The organism is Flavobacterium tructae, from assembly GCF_001853485.1.
In the GTDB taxonomy this organism is placed as follows: Bacteria; Bacteroidota; Bacteroidia; order Flavobacteriales; family Flavobacteriaceae; genus Flavobacterium; species Flavobacterium tructae.
On the sequence record NZ_MIKE01000001.1, the window covers coordinates 33,110 to 54,290 of the forward strand.

Genomic DNA, 21,181 nt, shown 5'->3' on the forward strand with positions numbered 1-21,181 from the left:
ATTATAAAAAAAAGCTCCGTTTTCACAGAGCTTTTTTTATAGGAATGAATCTTAATGATCAGGCTTTTCCGGCAGCAATTAAATTTAGAGCTGAACCTGCAGCAAACCAGCCAATCTGACCTTGGTTGTACGTATGGTTCGCCAGAATAATGTCTTTGGTGCCATCAGCATGAACAAACTCTAATGTTAATGGTTTTCCGGGAGCAAACTGGGTTAAATCAGTAAAATTAATAGTATCATCCTCCTTGATTTTATCATAATCGGCTTCATTAGCAAAAGTCAATCCTAAAAGACCTTGTTTTTTAAGGTTGGTTTCGTGGATACGAGCAAAAGATTTTACCAACACCGCTTTAACTCCTAAAAAGCGAGGTTCCATAGCGGCATGCTCACGCGAAGAACCTTCTCCGTAGTTATGATCTCCCACAACAATAGATGGAACTCCGGCAGCTTTGTAGGCACGTGCTACAGCAGGAACAGCATCGTATTGCCCTGTTAATTGGTTTTTAACCGAATTTGTTTTTTGATTGAAGGCATTTACAGCACCAATCAGCATATTGTTCGAAATATTATCCAGATGTCCACGGAAACGCAGCCATGGTCCTGCCATAGAAATGTGGTCGGTGGTACATTTTCCGAATGCTTTGATCAACAATTTAGCACCCGTAATATTTTTACCGTCCCAGGCATCAAAAGGCGCTAATAATTGCAAACGCTCAGATGTTGGGCTTACCACTACCTGAACTCCTGAACCGTCTTCAGCAGGGGACTGGAATCCCGGATCTTTAACATCAAATCCTTTTGGAGGCAATTCGTCTCCTGTAGGTTCCTCTAACATTACTTCTTCTCCATCTTCATTGATTAAAGTATCTGTTAACGGATTAAAACTTAAATCTCCTGCAATAGCCATAGCCGTTACTAATTCCGGAGAACCTACGAAGGCTAAAGTATTTGGGTTACCATCTGCACGTTTGGAGAAGTTACGATTGAAAGAATGAACGATAGTGTTTCTTTCTTCTTTCTCTGCTCCATCTCTGTCCCACATACCAATACAAGGTCCGCAGGCATTAGCAAAAACAGTCGCTCCAATTTTATGAAAAGTATCAATAAAACCATCACGCTCGATGGTATAACGAACTACTTCGGAACCCGGCGTAATTGTAAATTGAGATTTTGTTTTTAAGTTTTTATCCGCAACCTGTCTTGCTAAAGAAGCTGCTCTCGAAATATCTTCGTAAGAGGAATTGGTACAAGAACCAATTAACCCAACCTGAATTTGTAAAGGCCAATTGTTTTTGATGGCTTCCTCTTTCATTTTAGAAATTGGGGTCGCTAAATCTGGCGTAAACGGACCATTTAAATGTGGTTCCAGCTCAGACAGATTAATTTCGATCACCTGATCAAAATATTGTTCCGGGTTAGCATATACTTCCGGATCTCCTGTTAGATAAGAGGCCACTTTATCGGCAGCATCGGCAACATCGGCTCTGTTTGTAGAGCGCAGGTAACGCCCCATAGAAGCATCATATCCAAAAGTTGAAGTGGTAGCTCCAATTTCGGCACCCATGTTACAAATAGTCCCTTTTCCGGTACAAGACATAGAAGTTGCTCCTTCGCCAAAATACTCGACAATAGCTCCTGTACCACCTTTTACCGTAAGTATACCGGCTACTTTAAGAATAACATCCTTAGGAGCTGTCCAACCTGACAACTTACCGGTTAGTTTTACTCCTATTAACTTTGGAAACTTCAACTCCCAAGCCATACCTGACATCACGTCTACAGCATCAGCTCCACCAACACCAATCGCAACCATTCCTAAACCACCTGCATTTACGGTGTGAGAATCGGTACCGATCATCATTCCGCCAGGAAAAGCGTAATTTTCAAGTACAACCTGATGAATAATTCCTGCTCCCGGTTTCCAGAAGCCAATTCCGTATTTATTAGAAACCGATGAAAGGAAGTCAAAAACCTCGTTACTTTGTGTTTTTGCTCTTGCCAAATCGGTTGCAGCATCTACTTTTGCCTGAATCAGGTGATCGCAATGTACTGTTGTAGGTACCGCTACTTTAGATTTTCCGGCATGCATAAACTGCAACAATGCCATCTGTGCTGTTGCATCCTGACAGGCTACACGATCCGGGGCAAAATCAACATAATCTACTCCTCTTTTAAACACCTGAGACGGTGCTCCGTCCCAAAGGTGGTTGTATAAAATTTTCTCTGTTAACGTAAGTGGGCGACCAACAAGCTCTCGTGCTTTATCAACACGACCGGGCATGTTCTCATACACTTTTTTAATCATTTCAATATCAAAAGCCATAAGTATAATTGTTTTTGTGTTTTTTTTTTGAACATCCCAAGTTACAAAAAATAGAGGAGTTATTAAAGAAAAAGCCCGAGTTTATCACTCGGGCTCTCTATATATAATGATTATAACTAATCGTAGATTACATCACTAACTGTTTGTTTGAAGGCGCAAACTTAGTTAAATTGATTCCTTCAACTGCAGTGGTATACTCCTCTAGTGTTGGAGTTCTACCCAAGATTGTAGACAATACCACAACCGGTGTAGAAGAAAGTAAAGACTCTCCTTTTTTACCTTCAGTATCCTCTACAACTCTTCCCTGGAAAAGACGTGTAGAAGTTGCCATTACGGTATCTCCTTTTGCTGCTTTTTCCTGATTCCCCATACAAAGGTTACATCCCGGACGCTCTAAGTACAACATGTTTTCGTATTCTGTACGTGCTGCACCTTTTGGAGCGCTATCGTTAAACTCAAAACCAGAGTATTTTTGTAAAACTTCCCAGTCACCTTCTGCTTTCAATTCGTCTACGATATTGTAGGTAGGCGGAGCAACAACCAAAGGCGCTTTAAATTCAACTTTTCCTTTTTGTGCTTCTACGTTTTTCAACATTTGAGCAAGGATTTTCATATCGCCTTTGTGAACCATACAAGATCCGACAAATCCAAGATCAACTTTTTTCTCTCCTCCATAAAAAGATAACGGTCTGATCGTATCGTGAGTGTATCGTTTAGAAACATCAGCATTGTTTACGTCCGGATCGGCAATCATTGGTTCAGCAATCTGATCTAAATCAACTATAACTTCAGCATAATATTTAGCATTTGAATCTGGTGTTAAAGCTGGTTTCTCAGAAGTTCTCACTTCTTCAATTCTCTTATTCGCTTTATTGATCAATCCCTGAAGAACATGTTTGTCATTATCCATTCCTTTGTCGATCATAATCTGGATTCTGCCTTTAGCAATCTCCAATGATTCGATCAAAGTATCATCCTCAGAAATACAGATAGAAGCTTTTGCTTTCATCTCTGCAGTCCAGTCTGTAAATGTAAACGCCTGATCTGCATTTAACGTACCGATATGAACCTCAATAATTCTACCCTGGAATACGTTCTCTCCACCAAACTGATGCAACATCTGAGCTTGTGTAGCATGAACCACATCACGGAAATCCATATATCCTTTCATATCTCCTTTGAAAGTTACTTTTACAGATTCCGGGATTGGCATAGAAGCCTCTCCTGTCGCTAATGCAAGAGCAACTGTTCCTGAATCCGCACCAAAAGCAACCCCTTTTGACATTCTCGTATGAGAGTCACCACCAATAATAATAGCCCACTCATCAATAGTGATATCGTTTAATACTTTGTGGATTACGTCTGTCATTGAATGGTAAACACCTTTCGGGTCACGAGCTGTGATTAAACCGAAATCATTCATAAATTTCATCAACTTAGGAATATTTGCCTGCGCTTTTTTATCCCAAACTGAAGCAGTGTGACATCCTGACTGATAAGCACCATCAACGATTGGTGAAATTACAGTTGCCGCCATAGATTCTAACTCCTGAGCTGTCATAAGACCAGTCGTATCCTGAGAACCTACGATATTTACTTCAACACGAACATCAGAACCAGCGTGTAACACTTTTCCAGGTGTCGAACCTACAGCATTTCTGTTAAAGATTTTTTCTACTGCTGTAAGACCTTGTCCGTCATGAGAAATTTCTTTTGAAGGAGCAAATACAACCGGAGCTGTAACCCCTAAAGTTTTTGCTGCGAATGTTTGAAGTTTTTTACCAAATACGATAGCATATGAACCACCAGCTTTGATAAATTCCATTTTTTGAGGAGTAAATGCTTTAGAAATATCAATCAGTTCCTGATCTCCATTGTAAAGTTTTCTCTCTTTAATATTAATTGTTAAAACAGTTCCTGTAGCTACAGAATAAGTCTGCTCTAAAATTGGTTCGTCATTTTCATTACGCACAACATTACCTGCTGCATCCACCTTTTTAACCCAGTTTTTAAGGTCAAGACCAATACCACCGGTAACATCAACTGTAGTTAAGAAAATTGGAGAGATACCATTTGTACCTCCAACAATTGGAGCAATATTTACGAATGGAATATACGGACTTGATTGTTTTCCTGTCCAAAGTGCTACGTTATTCACACCTGACATTCTTGAAGAACCAACTCCCATTGTTCCTTTTTCAGCAATTAACATTATGCTTTTATCAGGATGTTGTGCCTGTAAAGCTCTAATTTCCTGCTGTGCTTGTGGTGTAATCATACACTGTCCGTGAAGTTCACGATCTGAACGCGAATGCGCCTGATTACCCGGAGAAAGTAAATCTGTTGAGATATCTCCTTCACCGGCGATAAAAGTAACTACTTTAATTTCGTCTGCTACTTCCGGAAGTTTTGTGAAGAATTCTGCTTGTGCATAGCTTTCCAGAATTTCTTTCGCAACCTCATTATTATTTTTGAATGCCTCTACTAAACGATCTGTATCTGCTTCGTAAAGGAAAACCTGTGTTTTAAGAACTTTTGCTGCATCTTTTGCAATGGCAACATCATTACCCAAAGCTAAATCAAGCAGCACCTTGATAGAAGGACCACCTTTCATGTGAGATAATAATTCAAACGCAAAAGCAGGAGTAATTTCACTTACTACAGCTTCTCCAAGAATAATCTCTTTTAAAAACTCAGCTTTTTCACCTGCAGCACTTGTAGTACCCGGCAAAGTATTATAAATAAAAAATTTAAGAGAATCTTCTCTATACGGATTGTTAACATCCTTAATCTGTGAAATGATTTCGCTTGCTAATTCTGCACCATCGATTGGCTTTGGATGAAGACCTTGGCCTTTTCTTTCCTCGATTTCTTTAATGTAATCTTGATAAGTATTCATAATATTATAGAAGTCTTTTTATTTTTTGTTTGCAAATTTAGCTATTAAAGCCGAGAATTAAAAAAAATATAACAGAACTCGCCTTTTCAAACATTATTATTGCTAAAAAACAATTTTCATTACTTATTTTTGCCAAAATTTCAATTTTATATTAAAAAAATGAATTATTGCCATTTTAAAATCCTTTCTTTAGCAAAGTCGAAATTTAACAGTATAAATGAAGTGAGATTTTACCCCAACTTTAACGAAGAACCTTTCTAAATAAGCGATTATAACGTTATAGTAACCGATTTATCTTCTCCAATCAGCCTCTTTCAAAATCAAAAAATCATTAAGAATATTTAAAGAAATCTTTAAGTCAAAAAAACGAAACAAAAAGTTTATTTTTCAATTATTATTATAACTTTGCAATTCAAAGTTCTTTTAATTAAAAAATACTTTACATGAATACAACCAAAATAAACTCTTTTTTAAACGATCAAATTGGAGTAAAAATCAGCCTTATTATTACGCTATTCAGCACAACGATGCTGGCACTTTCTTTATTGGGAAGTAAATCAGATTACGAAAGCTTTGAAATGCTTTCTGTACTCAACATCATTATTCTGCTCCCGTACGGTGCGATCCTTACTTACAACCTATTAAGAAACAAAAAGGACTACCTTCATTTACTTCCTTTCTTATTTCTCAATTGGTTTATCGGATGTTTCTCTACCAATGTTTATGTAAATGTTTTCGAAAATTTACCCCTTTGGGTGTATTGCACAACGTTTCTGTTTTGCTTTTCAAACTTTGTAATTTACAATCGCGAAATAACAAATCGCACCATTAACTTTATCTCTTATTTCATCAACGGCTGTTCTTATCTCTTAATCGTATATTATGCTGTATTCCTGATACCAATAAGCATGTTTTCTATTATAGGAATTCTTGCCTTAGGATTAGGTTTTTATGGATTAGTGCCCGGAATTGTACTTACAATCCACACTTACATCCTGTCTAAAGCTCTTTTTGAACAAAAAAACAACACCTATGCATTCTTCTCAGGCATCGGAATCATTTTAACCAGCCTTATTACGTTTACTTTTTTGTTGAATATTGAAAGTCAAAAAATAAACCAATATGGCATTACCAAAACATTTGAAGAAAATAACGATTTACCCACTTACATTAAAGTTTCTCAGAATCTTAAACCTAATTTTTTGAATGAAATTCTGCTAAAGAAAAACATTGTATACATTGCATCGGAAGACTTCTTTGAACTAGATGGTTTTGGCAGATTCAATAGCAATGTTCAGTATCACGAAAGAAAGACTCACAATCCTTTTTTAAATATCGCTTATCATTTTGCAGAAAACATCAATTTAAGTGATGATGATAAAGTCAATATTCTGAAATCTAATTTTGATAAAAGACTTGAATCCGAAGAGCAATTATGGAGCGGACGAGATCTTATTACCAAAAACATTAAGGAAGATGTAAAAATTTATCCAAATGACAGACTCGCTTATACCGAGATTACAATGGATGTGGTCTGCGAAGAAGAAAGCAGAGGTCAGAAAGAAGCTATTTATTCCTTCCAGTTGCCTGAAGGCTCTGTTGCAACTTCTTTGTCATTGTGGGTTAATGGAATAGAAAGAAAAGGTGTTTTGACTACCAAAGAAAAAGCAAAAGAAGCGTACAATCAGGTTGTGGGTATTGAGGCAAGAGACCCTTCATTGATGCAATGGAAAGAAGGAAACAGAGTTACAGTTCGCGTATTTCCAATTACAAGCGAATTACCCCGAACTTTTAAATGTGGCTTTACAACACCTTTAAAAGTTGCAGACGATAAACTGATCTATCAAAGTTTGAGCATAAAAGGTCCAAACATCAATAATGCTGCGACTATTTCGAGATTTCAGGTTAAAGGAAATACTGAGTTTAAGACTTCAAAAGATTTTGACTTTGCGGATAATTACCACATAAATGAATCTAAAGGTCTGGACAAATGGGAAGCTGAATTTCCTTTAAACAAAAAAACTTCCAACAGTGCATTTGTATGGAAAAACAAAAGTTATGAAGTAAAACCGCTTATTAAAGAAAGAATCTCTTTTACACCAAGAGAAATTATTCTTGATCTTAACAACAACTGGAAAATAGAAGAACTTGAATCGATACTCAATCTCTCGAAAAACAAATATTTTGTCCTTATAAATAATACAAAACAAGAAATCAATGCTTCCAATTACGAGAATATTTGGAGCCAATTTGATGAATTGAATTATTCACTTCTGCCACTTTTTGATTTACAGGAAAATACTTTGATTATCACAAAATGCGGTACATTTTCTTCCAACTTCGAAGAATTAGAGTCTTCAAAATATTTAGAAAAAATAAGAAAAGGAACAAAAGACAAAGGTTTAAAAGTTATCAATATCTCGAACGAAATAAATCCGTTTTGGCAAACCGCAAAGGAACAGAAATATGTAAATTTTATACAAACAAATCTTAATACTTGTACGGACCTTATCAGCAAAAAGCATTTCATAAAATTTCAAACTAATGAAAACAGTATTAATTTAGAAACTGCCGGAATCTCAATCCATGAAAATTCAGCAATTCAGCAAACAGCTCATACCGGTTCAAATCATTTATACAGAATGTTCTGTTTTGGAAAAGTTTTAAACGATCAGGTCGAAATTCAGGCTGACACTTTAAAACAAAACAAATATGTTGACCTGGCAAAAGATGCCAATATTGTAACTCCAATTTCTTCTTTAATCGTACTGGAGACTGATGAAGATTACGAAAACAATGGGATTGAGAAAAACGTTAATACCTTAGGAAATGCCTCTATCAACAATGACGGAGCTGTACCTGAACCGCACGAATGGGCACTATTATTCATCGTTTCATCGGCCATTTTATTCTATTACAGAAAGCAAAAATTAACGAATTAATGAAGGATTTAATTCTACATAAAAAACCAATACTTGCTGTTTTTGCAATCTTATTGCTTTTTGCAATAAACAGCAAGATATTGGTTTTAAATCTAAACAACGATTTCCTTGGAATTCTGGGTTCTCTTTGTCTTTTTATCGTTGGTGGGAGAAAAACAAATTTCAGAATTAATTATTTTTTAGTTCTAAGTATTCTATTATTAGAATTTATCAGCTGGCGTTTAAACACAAAATCGGTTCATTTTCTTTCTATACTATTATTTCTGTGTTTGGTTTTCCATTATTTCACAGGGAAATTTTCCTTTATTGCTTTCATTTGCCTTATTTTATTTTCAACCCTTTTTAGTGCTTTTTTTGCACACTTAACCTCAGAAATAAAACAAAGTCTTTGTTATATCGTTTATCTGACACTAAAGAATTTTATACCTATAAATAAAATCGAAGGCGTCAATTTTTACATCAATAATGCAAAAATCACCATCGACACTGCCTGCATGGGATTATCTATGTTTAAGACAGGATTGTTATTTGGCGCCATTTTAATGACTCTGGAAGAAAGAAGACTCAAACAATATTACGGCGTTTTTCAGATACTCTCTTTCTGTTTACTTATAATAGCGCTCAATATTACCTCTAATTATTTTAGAATCGTAACCTTAATTTTTTTCAATTGCACTCAGGAAAACTTTTTGCATCACGCCATTGGTTTAATCTGTTTTACCGTTTATCAAATTATACCGATGCTATTCATTATTAAATATATAAAACCAAAAATTGGAAATAATGATTCAAACAAAATCAAACCTAAAATCCTTACTGTACTTGCATCATTTACAATCCTTTTAGCAACCAGTATAAAAATCAAAAATGAAGCAGAAACTAATTTTCATCAGGAAGTTAGTTCTGAGTATCATACAAAAAAAGGCTCCTGGGTAAACAAGGAGGTCTTTAAAATTGAAACTCCTGAGAAATTGACTTATATAAAAACACCCTCTCATAATCCGATGGTTTGCTGGACAGGCTCCGGATACAAAATTATTGAATCTAAGAAAGTCCTGACAAACAAAGAAGAAATATGGTTTAACAAAATGGAGAAAGACAGTCAAAATTATACATCGTATTGGTGGTACGAATCTAATGGCAAAAAATACAGCTCTCTTATTGAAGTTTTACTTATAAAATTGATTTATGGCCAACCTATTTTTTTAATAAACGAAACCTCAAAATCAAACTAAATAAAAAACCCAAACCAGAAATCATTACTAGTTTGGGTTTCTGCTTTTTTTATTGAATCTGTTACATCAGTTTTTTGATAATAACTTCTTCCGTTATTCCTTCAGCATCTGCTTTGTAGTTTTTAATAATTCTGTGTCTTAAAATTCCGGTTGCCACTGCTTTTACATCTTCAATATCCGGCGAGAATTTCCCATTGAAAGCCGCATGCGCTTTTGCTGCCAAAATTAAATTCTGTGAAGCTCTTGGTCCTGCTCCCCAATCTAAATAATTCTTAACAAAATCATTCGACAAAGCATTATCAGGGCGTGTTTTACTCACTAAAGTTACCGCATATTCGATTACATTATCGGCTACGGGAATTCTGCGAATCAAATGTTGAAAATCAATAATTTCCTGTGCACTGAATAATGGGTTAATGACTGTCTTAGCATCAGAAGTCGTACGCTTCACGACCTGAACTTCTTCCTCGAAAGTTGGATATTCCAGCTTAATGGCAAACATAAAACGGTCTAACTGTGCTTCCGGTAACGGATAAGTTCCTTCCTGCTCAATTGGGTTTTGAGTAGCCAGTACAAAGTAAGGTAAATCTAACTTATAGTTTTGCCCCGCAATGGTAACAGAACGCTCCTGCATGGCTTCCAGTAAAGCAGCTTGTGTTTTTGGCGGAGTTCTGTTGATCTCGTCAGCCAAAATGATATTGGAAAAAATAGGTCCTTTAATGAATTTGAAATGTCTGTTTTCATCCAAAATCTCACTTCCTAAAATATCTGAAGGCATTAAATCCGGTGTAAACTGAATTCTTTTAAAATCTAAACCTAAAGCCTGAGACAAAGTATTAATCATTAAAGTTTTTGCCAAGCCCGGAACACCAATCAAAAGAGCATGACCACCTGAAAATATACACAGTAAAATTTGGTCTACTACGGCATCCTGGCCAACAATAATTTTTGCTATTTCGTTTTTTAATTCGTTTCGTTTCTGAACTAAATTATGAATTGCTGTTACGTCAGACATTTAGATATGTTTTTAAAATTAAAAAGAGTTAGTATTATGAATTCATAAAACTAACTCTTTTTCTTTATTTAATAAAAATTATTTTTTTAACCAGTTGTAGACAAATTTACAATCTCTGTACTCTCCAAGAATTTTGATATAAGTATCTTTTATTTTAGTATCAAACCATTTTGAAATTGTCGTGATCTGCTTTTCTTTCAATGCCAATTCTTTAATTTTGGTATAATCCTTAGCATAATCAGCCACGTGTTGCTCAATTCTATTGGTAACTGTGATTATCTTATATGTTTTTTTTCCTTTATCGTCTGTATTCAAAAGCGGTTGTGAAATTTCGTCGTCTTTCAAATTTGAAACCTGACCGTATAAAGTCGGATCCATTTTAGTCAGTTCAAAACGGGTATCCTGAGTATTTGGATTTACCAGTGTTCCTCCGTTTGCTCTTGTCTCTTTTTCATCAGATTCTGTTCTTGCAGCTTCTGCGAAAGTAATCTCTTTATTTATAATCTTATTTCTAACATTGGTGATTCTTTCTTTTGCTTCTTTCAATGCATTTTCAGAAACTGTTGGCGGAATCAAAATATGTCGTAATTCAATTTCCTGTCCCTTAATTTTTTCAACCATGATAATATGGTATCCGAAAGTAGTTTTAAAAGGTTCGGAAATCTCTCCCTGTGCTAAACTAAAAGCTACATCTTTAAATTCTTTCACAAAAGGAGTCTTTCGGGTCATTTTATAAAAACCTCCCGTTGGTGCAGATCCGGGATCTTGTGAATACAATACTGCTTTTGTCGCAAAACTGGATCCCTCGAGAACATCTTTTCTTATTGCATTTAATCTGTCAATTACCTTCTGCTCGTCTTCTTTGGAAACCTTTGGCTCTACAACAATCTGTGCTACTTCCATCTCAGCTCCAAAAGTCGGTAATTCCTCTTTAGGAATCTTCTTAAAGAAGTTACGAACTTCCTCAGGAGTTATTTCTACAGCATCAACAATTTTCTTTGTCATTTCTGACGCTAACTTTTGTTCTTTTAAGATATCTGCAAAATAGGTTTTAAATTCCTCTACAGAATTCTTTTTATAATAAGCTACCACTTTATTAATATCACCTACTTGCTGTACCATATAATTCAATCGCTCGTCCATCATGCTTCTTACTTCGGCATCACTCACTACGATACTATCCTGAATTGCCTGATGTGCATAAAGTTTATCTTCTAAAAGCTTCCCTAACATCTGACATCTTGTAATATCTTTTGTAGATCCGCCCTGTGCTGAAATTTCTAAAAATGCTTTATCAATATCTGAATCTAAAACAATATAATCTCCAACTGTAGCAATAATACCATCAACTTTCAACTTCTGTCCGGCAGTCATCGTAATGGCAGGTTTGCTGACTACTGTATCCTTAATAACTTCTTGTGCCGAAATAATTGAGTTGAAAAAAAATAAAAAACACATTGTCAACACGTATCGGAAATCAATTGTTTTTAGCGCTAATTTTTTTAATAACATTATTTAAAATTTAATTTGAATGTAAAGATCCTGCTTTAGAATTTGTCATAAACTAAAATCATTTTAAAAATACCTCAGACGTATAATTCCTGAAATATTAAACAATTATGATCTAGTTCCTTTTGACTTATAACGAACAAAAATAACAATTCAATTACATAATACAACTATCGGCTATACTATTAACAAAAAATTATAGAGATGTATCTCAATTTTCAAAGGAACTAACTTCTAAGTCTCGTTCAATGGTTCCGAAAAACCAGCGAAAATCATCCTTAAACTGTGAAAAAATGGGTTGTACAGCTATACTCTATTACATTCCAAGCTATTAAACTCCCCTATCCTAAAAAAAGTTATCAATACTACAACGTTTTCGTTGGATAACTAATTTCCCGTAAAATCAAATGAAATCAAAAAACACATACTTTAGATATGTAATTGATAATTTAAAGAGGGATAAATTACGAATAACAACTCTTTTTACCTCTTAAAGCTATAATTACAAACTTTATTAACTTTTTTAACCAAACCGAAAATCATGAAAAAACCAATTCTACAACTTTACCTGATTGCAGCAATTACTGCATTTTTTGGTTCGTGTTCGCAAAATGAAAGCACTGAGAAAGATTCTAAAGCTCAGAGCGAACAATTCGAAATTATTAATGTTACCCATCATGACGGAAGACCCTTTAGTACCGGAACTTCCAGTTCTTCATCAACCGGAAAATACGTAGATAATCCCGGAGGCGGTGTTATGATGCAGGCCTTTTACTGGGATGTTCCTTCGGGAGGGACCTGGTGGAATACGGTGAGCAGTAAAGTAACCGCCTGGTCTAACGCAGGAATTGGTTCGATATGGCTTCCTCCGGCTTCTAAAGCACAAAACGGTGCTTTCTCTATGGGATATGACCCTACAGATTATTTTGATTTTGGAGATTACAACCAAAATGGCTCTGTCGAAACCCGTTTTGGTTCAAAAACCGAACTGGTTAACTTAATTACTAACGCACATGCCGAGAATTTAAAAGTATACGCAGACATTGTGATCAATCATAATAGTGGAGGACAATCGGAAGCAAATCCTTTTACCGGAACAAACACCTGGACTAATTTTAGCGGAGTTGCTTCGGGAAAATTCACTCGTAATTATAACGATTTTTACAAAAACAGCTATGGTAACAATGATGAAGGCGCATTTGGCGGTTTTCCAGATTTATGCCACGCCAACCCACATGTACAAGATTGGCTATGGCTGAGAGCTGACGGAGTGGGAAAATATTATAAAAATACCATGAAATTTGACGGCTGGAGATTCGATTATGTAAAAGGTTTTGGTGCTTGGGTGGTAAACTCATGGAATGCAAATGTAGGCGGGTTTTCTGTTGGTGAATTATGGGATTCTAATGTAAATACTCTAAACGACTGGGCAAACAATGCCAACAGCTCTGTATTCGATTTCGCTTGTTACTATAAAATGAATGATGCTTTTGACGGAAATAATCTGGCGCTTTTGAATGATGATATGATGTGGAAAAGAAATCCGTACAAAGCCGTAACCTTCGTAACCAATCACGATACTGATGAAATCTGGAGCAAATTACTTGCTTACTCTTATATCCTGACCCATGAGGGCTATCCTACCATTTTCTACAGAGATTATGAAGAATGGCTGGACAAGAACAAACTAAACAATCTGATCTGGATTCATAACAATAAAGCGACCGGAACCACTTCTATTTTATACGCCGACAATGATGAATACGTAGCAAGAAGAAACGGTTATAACGGAAATCCCGGATTGGTTGTTTACATTAACAACTCTGATACCTGGCAGGAAAGATGGATTCAGACCAACTGGGCCAATACTCAAATTAAAGATTTCACCGGAAATTCGACCTGGTACCCTACTACTCAAGCGGATAAATGGGTAAAAATACAATGTCCTCCAAAAGGATATTCCATTTGGTCTATTAATCAATAATTCAAAACTTACAATTCCAAGGCTGTTCTAAAAAACAGCCTTATTTTTTTAACAATGTAACTTCAATAAACGCAAGTCTTCCCAATTTAAGAAGTGAATATTTTTATTAAGCCGTAATTAATAGTACTTTTGCAACCTATTTATACGAAATATGAGCTTTTTAAAAGAAATACAACGCAGAAGAACATTTGGAATTATATCGCATCCTGATGCCGGTAAAACAACTTTAACTGAAAAATTATTGTTGTTTGGAGGGGCTATTCAGGAAGCGGGAGCTGTAAAAAACAATAAAATTAAAAAAGGAGCAACGAGTGATTTCATGGAAATCGAACGCCAAAGAGGTATTTCGGTTTCAACCTCTGTACTTGCTTTTAATTATAAAGACAAAAAAATCAACATTCTTGATACTCCGGGACACAAGGATTTTGCCGAAGATACTTTTAGAACTTTAACTGCTGTAGATAGTGTTATTGTTGTAATTGACGTTGCCAAAGGGGTCGAGGAACAAACGGAGAAGTTAGTCGCAGTTTGTAGAATGCGTAACATTCCTATGATTGTTTTCATCAACAAATTAGACCGTGAAGGAAAAGATGCTTTTGATTTGATGGACGAAGTAGAACAAAAGCTTGGACTTACGGTTACACCTCTAAGTTTCCCAATTGGTATGGGTTATGATTTTCAGGGAATCTACAATCTTTGGGAAGAAAACATCAATCTTTTCAGCGGAGACAGTCGTAAAAATATCGAAGAAACAATCGCTTTCTCTGATGTTCAGAACAATCCGGAATTAGATAAAATTGTGGGTCAAAAAGCTGCTGAAAAACTTCGTGAAGAATTAGAACTGATTGACGAAGTGTATCCAAAATTTGATCGTCAGGATTATCTAGATGGTAAACTGCAACCTGTCTTTTTTGGTTCAGCTTTGAACAATTTTGGAGTTCGTGAATTGTTAGATTGTTTCGTTACCATTGCTCCGTCTCCAAGACCAAAAGATTCTGAAACCCGTTTGGTTGACCCGAAAGAAGAAAAAATGTCCGGTTTTGTGTTCAAAATTCACGCGAATATGGATCCTAAACACAGAGACCGTTTGGCTTTTATTAAAATTGTTTCAGGAACTTTTGAAAGAAACAAACCTTATTACCACGTTCGTCAAAAGAAAAATTTAAAATTCTCGAGTCCGAATGCCTTCTTTGCAGAGAAAAAAGAAATTGTAGATATTTCTTATCCGGGAGATATTGTTGGACTACACGATACCGGAAATTTCAAAATTGGGGATACCTTAACGGAAGGTGAAATAATGAGTTTCAAAGGAATTCCAAGTTTCTCTCCTGAACATTTCCGATACATCAACAATGCCGATCCTATGAAAGCTAAGCAATTAGACAAAGGTGTGGACCAGTTAATGGATGAAGGTGTGGCGCAGTTGTTTACCTTAGAAATGAACAACCGTAAAGTAATTGGTACTGTTGGAGCGCTTCAATACGAGGTAATTCAGTATCGTTTAGAGCACGAATATGGTGCAAAATGTACTTATGAAAACTTTCCGGTTCACAAAGCTTGCTGGGTAAAACCTGATGATGCTAAAAATGATGAATTCAAAGAATTTAAGCGTATTAAACAAAAATTCCTTGCACATGATAAATACGGTCAGTTGGTATTCCTTGCTGATTCTGACTTTACGATACAAATGACACAAAGCAAATACCCAAGTGTGAAACTGTTCTTCACTTCGGAATTTGACTAAGAAATTTCAAAATTTCAGCTATAAAAAAAGCGCTAATTTTTTACAATTAGCGCTTTTTTTTTAATTTGAATTAATCCAACCTTAATTAGTTTTTATACTCCAAAAATTAATATCTTTTTATATAAGCGATCGCAAGCTAGCACAATTCATTTAAAACAAGAAATTTTGTCGACGAAAGTAAAAATAAATCCGCTGAACAGCATTTCTTGATTATTTTACTCGCAAATGCACAAGGATTTTTAGCGATTGGCAAAATTCACACACGTCCGTTTTATCACAGTAGCAAAAGTCATCAAAACTTTCTTTACCAGACTTTCCTGTAACTGCTTATGCCCTTTCAGGGCAATATGATTCACTATCTTAATTTATAGTGCTCTGCACTATTTTTATGCTTTTGGGCTTTCAGCCCATTTTTAAATATTTCAAATATTTATACCGGCAGAGAACACTAATTACAAAATCAGCCGTAACAAAATGAACTCTTAAATAAAGAACTGAAATCGTTAATATAAGGAGTAACTTCTATCAACTCCCAACATTTTGTACTGAACCAAAATTCGCCTTAAAAATTTATTTTTTTTCCATAAAAAAAGCCCCATTACTGGGGCTTTTAAAGTTTATGCTTGTCCCGCAGGACCAAAATTAAGCGGTATTGGAGCTTGTTCTGTCTCTTTGATTTCGCCATGAGCGACTTCAAAACGATGAATATTTTCACCAATTGCTTTTAATAATCTTTTAGCATGTTGTGGTGTCAAGACAATTCTTGACTTTACTTTGGCTTTAGGAATACCAGGCATAATACTCACAAAATCTAAAACAAATTCTGATGATGAGTGATTGATAATCGCCAGATTAGAATAAATTCCTTCTGCAATAGTTTCATCCAACTCTATATTAATCTGTTCTTGTTGTTGGTTCGGATTACTCATAGGTTCCTAATATTAATAAATGTATTCTTCTTTATTAGCCATCATTTCATTGTAATCGTCTTTAGATCCTACGATAGTGTTATCGTATTCTCTCATACCAGTTCCCGCAGGAATTCTGTGTCCAACAATTACATTTTCTTTCAATCCTTCTAAATCATCTACTTTACCAGCTACAGCAGCTTCGTTAAGTACTTTCGTTGTCTCCTGGAATGAAGCCGCAGAAATGAATGATTTAGTTTGTAGCGAAGCTCTTGTAATACCTTGTAAAACTGGCGTTGCAGTTGCAGTAATTACATCTCTGGCTACAACCAGATTTTTATCATTTCGTTTCAACAATGAGTTTTCATCACGTAATTCACGAGGAGTAATGATCTGACCTGGTTTCAATACCGCAGAATCACCAGCATCTTCAACTACTTTCATACCGTATAATTTATCGTTTTGAACGATGAAATCTTTAGTGTGAATTAATTGATCCTCTAAGAATAAAGTATCACCCGGATCCTGAACTCTTACTTTACGCATCATTTGACGAATAACTACCTCAAAGTGTTTGTCATTAATTTTTACCCCTTGAAGACGGTATACCTCTTGAATTTCATTTACCAAGTACTGTTGAACAGCAGCAGGTCCTTGAATTCTTAAGATGTCATCTGGTGTAATTGCACCGTCAGACAATGGTACTCCTGCTCTTACGAAGTCATTTTCCTGAACTAAGATCTGGCTTGAAAGTTTAACTAAATACTTTTTAATCTCACCAAATTTAGATTCGATAACGATCTCACGGTTACCTCTTTTGATTTTACCGAAAGAAACAACACCGTCGATCTCAGAAACAACTGCCGGGTTTGAAGGGTTACGAGCCTCAAGCAACTCGGTAATTCTTGGAAGACCTCCAGTAATATCGCCCGCTTTAGAAGAACGACGAGGGATTTTCACTAATACTTTACCTGCTTTAATTTTCTCACCATTCTCAACCATTAAGTGTGCACCTACCGGTAAGTTGTACGAACGAATCAATTCACCTTCTTTACCGTAAACCAATAAAGTTGGGATTAATTTTTTGTTTCTCGCCTCAGAAATTACTTTCTCCTGGAATCCAGTCTGCTCATCAATTTCAACCATGTACGATTGTCCTTGCTCTAAATCTTCGTAAGCAATTTTACCAGTAAATTCAGAAACAATTACACCGTTATATGGATCCCACTTACAGATTACAGTTCCTTTAGCTACAGCTTCACCATCTTTAACAAAGATACTAGAACCGTAAGGAATATTATGTGTATTTAAAACGATTCCAGTTTTCTCATCAACTAATTTTAACTCAGTTGAACGTGATACTACGATATCTACCGCATTACCTTCGCTGTCCTCACCTTTAACAGTTTTTAAATCTTCAATCTCAAGTCTACCCGCGAATCTTGTAACAATACTAGACTCTTCAGAGATACCTCCTGCAACCCCTCCAACGTGGAACGTACGAAGTGTTAACTGTGTACCAGGCTCTCCAATAGACTGAGCTGCAATAACTCCGACAGCTTCACCTCTTTGTGTCATTTTTCCGGTAGCTAAGTTTCTACCGTAACATTTAGCACAAATACCTTTTAAAGCCTCACAAGTTAATGGAGATCTAACTTCTACTCTTTCAATAGGAGAAGCTTCGATAGTCTTCATAATAGCCTCCGTAATTTGGTGACCTGATTGAACTAATACTTCATTAGTTAAAGGATTAATAACATCTTGCAATGCAACACGTCCTAAAATTCTTTCTCCTAATGATTCAACGATTTCCTCATTTTTCTTCAATGCAGAAACTTCAACACCTCTTAAAGTTCCACAATCCTCGATGTTAACAATAACATCCTGAGAAACGTCATGAAGCCTTCTTGTTAAGTAACCAGCATCCGCCGTTTTAAGAGCGGTATCCGCAAGACCTTTACGAGCACCGTGAGTAGAAATGAAGTACTCAAGAATCGAAAGACCTTCCTTAAAGTTAGAAAGAATCGGGTTTTCAATAATCTCACCACCACCGGCAGTAGATTTTTTAGGCTTAGCCATCAAACCACGCATACCTGTTAACTGACGAATCTGCTCCTTAGAACCCCTCGCACCAGAGTCAAGCATCATATATACAGAGTTGAAACCTTGTTGGTCTTCTCTAATATTTTTCATTGCTAACTCTGTTAACTGAGCATTCGCAGAAGTCCATACGTCAATAACCTGGTTGTAACGCTCGTTATTGGTAATAAGACCCATGTTATAGTTAGTTGAGATACCTTCAACTTGCTCTCTGGCATCTGCAATTAACTTCGTTTTTTGTTCCGGGATTCTAATATCACCTAAAGAGAATGATAAACCTCCTCTAAATGCAAATTTATAACCCATATCTTTCATATTATCCAAGAAAGCTGCCGTTGTAGGTACATCAGTCACACTTAAAATGTGTCCGATAATATCTCTAAGGTTTTTCTTAGTCAATACGTCGTTAATATATCCGGCTGCTTCAGGTACTACTTCGTTAAATAATACACGTCCCGCAGTTGTTTGAATAATTTGGTACACTAATTCTCCAGCGTCATTAAAATCTTTAGCTCTGATTTTCACACGAGCATTCAATTCTAATCTTCCTTCGTTTAATGCAATGTTTACTTCTTCAGCAGAATAGAAAGTCAAATCCTGACCGATAATTTTGTGATCTTCTGTAGAAATACGCTCTTTGGTCATATAGTATAGACCCAAGACCATGTCCTGAGAAGGTACAGTAATTGGTGCACCATTTGCAGGGTTCAAGATATTATGAGAAGCCAACATTAATAATTGTGCCTCTAAAATAGCCTCTGGTCCTAATGGTAAGTGAACCGCCATCTGGTCACCATCAAAATCCGCGTTAAACGCCGTACATACTAATGGATGTAACTGGATCGCTTTTCCTTCAATTAATTTTGGCTGGAATGCCTGGATACCTAATCTGTGCAAAGTAGGAGCACGGTTTAGTAATACCGGGTGTCCTTTAATTACGTTTTCAAGGATATCCCAAACTACCGGCTCTTTTTTGTCGATTATTTTCTTAGCAGATTTTACTGTTTTTACAATACCTCTTTCGATCAATTTACGGATAACGAAAGGTTTGTATAATTCAGAAGCCATATCTTTTGGCAATCCGCATTCGTATAATTTTAACTCCGGACCAACGACGATTACCGAACGAGCAGAATAATCCACACGTTTTCCTAAAAGGTTTTGACGGAAACGTCCTTGTTTACCTTTTAAAGAGTCAGATAATGATTTTAATGGTCTGTTTGATTCTGTTTTAACAGCAGAAGCTTTACGAGTGTTATCGAATAATGAATCTACAGATTCCTGTAACATACGTTTCTCGTTTCTCAAGATCACTTCAGGAGCTTTAATCTCCATTAATCTTTTCAAACGGTTGTTACGGATGATTACACGACGATATAAATCGTTCAAATCTGAAGTTGCAAAACGACCTCCGTCAAGTGGCACAAGCGGACGTAATTCCGGTGGGATAACTGGAACCACTTTCATAATCATCCATTCCGGACGGTTTTCGCGGTTTTCGTTAGACTCACGGAAAGACTCAACAACTTGTAATCTTTTTAAAGCTTCAGTTTTTCTTTGTTTAGAAGTCTCGTTGTTAGCGCTGTGTCTTAATTCATAAGATAAAGCATCCAGGTCAATACGAGCTAATAAATCCATGATACATTCCGCTCCCATTTTAGCAACGAATTTGTTTGGATCTAAATCATCTAAATATTGATTCTCTTGTGGAAGAGTATCTAAAATGTTTAAGTATTCTTCTTCAGTTAAGAAATCTAATCTTTGTAAAGATTCTCCATCTGCATTTTTAGCAATACCAGCTTGAATTACTACGTATCTTTCGTAGTAAATGATCATATCTAATTTCTTAGATGGAAGACCAAGGATATAACCAATTTTGTTTGGAAGAGAACGGAAATACCAGATGTGAGCAATTGGCACAACAAGGTTGATGTGTCCTACTCTGTCACGACGTACTTTTTTCTCTGTAACTTCAACACCACAACGGTCGCAAATAATACCTTTGTAACGAATTCTTTTATACTTACCACAAGCACATTCGAAATCTTTTACTGGTCCGAAGATTCTTTCGCAGAAAAGTCCGTCACGCTCTGGTTTGTGAGTTCTGTAGTTAATTGTTTCCGGCTTTAAAACCTCTCCTCTTGATTCTTTCAGGATAGATTCTGGTGAAGCCAATCCAATAGAAATTTTGTTAAATCTTTTTACTGGATTTTTGTCTTTATTGTTTCTGTTATTCATCATAGTTTTTACTATTGATTTATTTTGCAATTAAAAAATTGATTCTTAGTCTAGTCTAAAGTCAAATGTCATAAAGTTTTAAAGTCATTGCTGACCTCAGACCTTGGACTTTCAAACTTTCGACTTAAAACACTACCTCGGGTTACTTCTCTAAACTTCAAAATTTAATTTGAAGCGCTAGTTATAGAATGCCTTGCATTACTATAAAAAATCGGAACGGGTTACGGGTATAAATCTTTAAAAACTTCTAACATTTAGTAAACAGCTAAAGTCCCAGAATTCAG

Annotated in this window: 10 protein-coding genes; 4 read left to right on the forward strand and 6 right to left on the reverse strand. The window is 35.8% G+C overall.

Translation table 11 applies throughout. The features are described from left to right. Positions 1 to 58: 58 nt before the first annotated feature. Together BHE19_RS00145 and BHE19_RS00150 are read right to left on the reverse strand one after the other, a co-directional pair. Positions 59 to 2,323 (reverse strand): aconitate hydratase, encoded by a 2,265-nt coding sequence (locus BHE19_RS00145; RefSeq protein ID WP_070905487.1) that lies wholly within the window; start codon positions 2,321 to 2,323, stop codon positions 59 to 61. Between the two features lie 127 nt (positions 2,324 to 2,450). Continuing rightward, positions 2,451 to 5,222 carry a bifunctional aconitate hydratase 2/2-methylisocitrate dehydratase gene (locus BHE19_RS00150; protein ID WP_070905488.1) on the reverse strand — a complete coding sequence of 924 codons (2,772 nt, stop codon included), beginning with the start codon at positions 5,220 to 5,222 and terminating at the stop codon, positions 2,451 to 2,453. A 443-nt stretch (positions 5,223 to 5,665) separates the two neighbouring features. Between BHE19_RS00150 and BHE19_RS00155 the strand changes: the two genes are divergently transcribed. Beyond that, on the forward strand, positions 5,666 to 8,164 hold the full coding sequence (locus BHE19_RS00155) for an XrtN system VIT domain-containing protein (RefSeq protein WP_070905489.1): 2,499 nt from the start codon (positions 5,666 to 5,668) through the stop codon (positions 8,162 to 8,164). Continuing rightward, the gene (xrtN, locus tag BHE19_RS00160) at positions 8,164 to 9,399 is read left to right on the forward strand and encodes an exosortase N (protein ID WP_070905490.1); all 1,236 of its coding nucleotides are present in this window, start codon (positions 8,164 to 8,166) and stop codon (positions 9,397 to 9,399) included. Before BHE19_RS00155 ends, xrtN begins: the two co-directional genes overlap by 1 nt. Positions 9,400 to 9,460: 61 nt before the next feature. Here xrtN and BHE19_RS00165 read toward each other — a convergent pair whose 3' ends face one another. Next, the gene (locus tag BHE19_RS00165; RefSeq protein ID WP_017496734.1) at positions 9,461 to 10,414 is read right to left on the reverse strand and encodes an AAA family ATPase; all 954 of its coding nucleotides are present in this window, start codon (positions 10,412 to 10,414) and stop codon (positions 9,461 to 9,463) included. Between the two features lie 78 nt (positions 10,415 to 10,492). Beyond that, a complete protein-coding gene (locus tag BHE19_RS00170) occupies positions 10,493 to 11,926 on the reverse strand; it encodes a peptidylprolyl isomerase (protein WP_070905491.1) in 1,434 nt (477 codons plus the stop codon). A gap of 538 nt (positions 11,927 to 12,464) precedes the next feature. Here BHE19_RS00170 and BHE19_RS00175 point away from each other — a divergent pair. Then, a complete protein-coding gene (locus BHE19_RS00175) occupies positions 12,465 to 13,907 on the forward strand; it encodes an alpha-amylase (protein ID WP_070905492.1) in 1,443 nt (480 codons plus the stop codon). 151 nt (positions 13,908 to 14,058) lie between these two features. Further along, positions 14,059 to 15,651: a peptide chain release factor 3 gene (locus BHE19_RS00180; RefSeq protein WP_017496731.1), complete on the forward strand. Its 1,593-nt coding sequence runs from the start codon at positions 14,059 to 14,061 to the stop codon at positions 15,649 to 15,651. 617 nt (positions 15,652 to 16,268) lie between these two features. On the opposite strand, the gene BHE19_RS00185 is transcribed toward BHE19_RS00180, so the two are convergent. Both BHE19_RS00185 and rpoC read right to left on the reverse strand, forming a co-directional pair. Further along, positions 16,269 to 16,580, reverse strand: coding sequence for a DUF3467 domain-containing protein (locus tag BHE19_RS00185; RefSeq protein WP_017496730.1), 312 nt, complete (start codon positions 16,578 to 16,580; stop codon positions 16,269 to 16,271). Positions 16,581 to 16,592: 12 nt separating this feature from the next. Next, complete coding sequence (gene rpoC, locus BHE19_RS00190) at positions 16,593 to 20,900, reverse strand: DNA-directed RNA polymerase subunit beta' (protein WP_026110014.1); 4,308 nt, start codon at positions 20,898 to 20,900, stop codon at positions 16,593 to 16,595. Between the last annotated feature and the right edge of the window lie 281 nt (positions 20,901 to 21,181).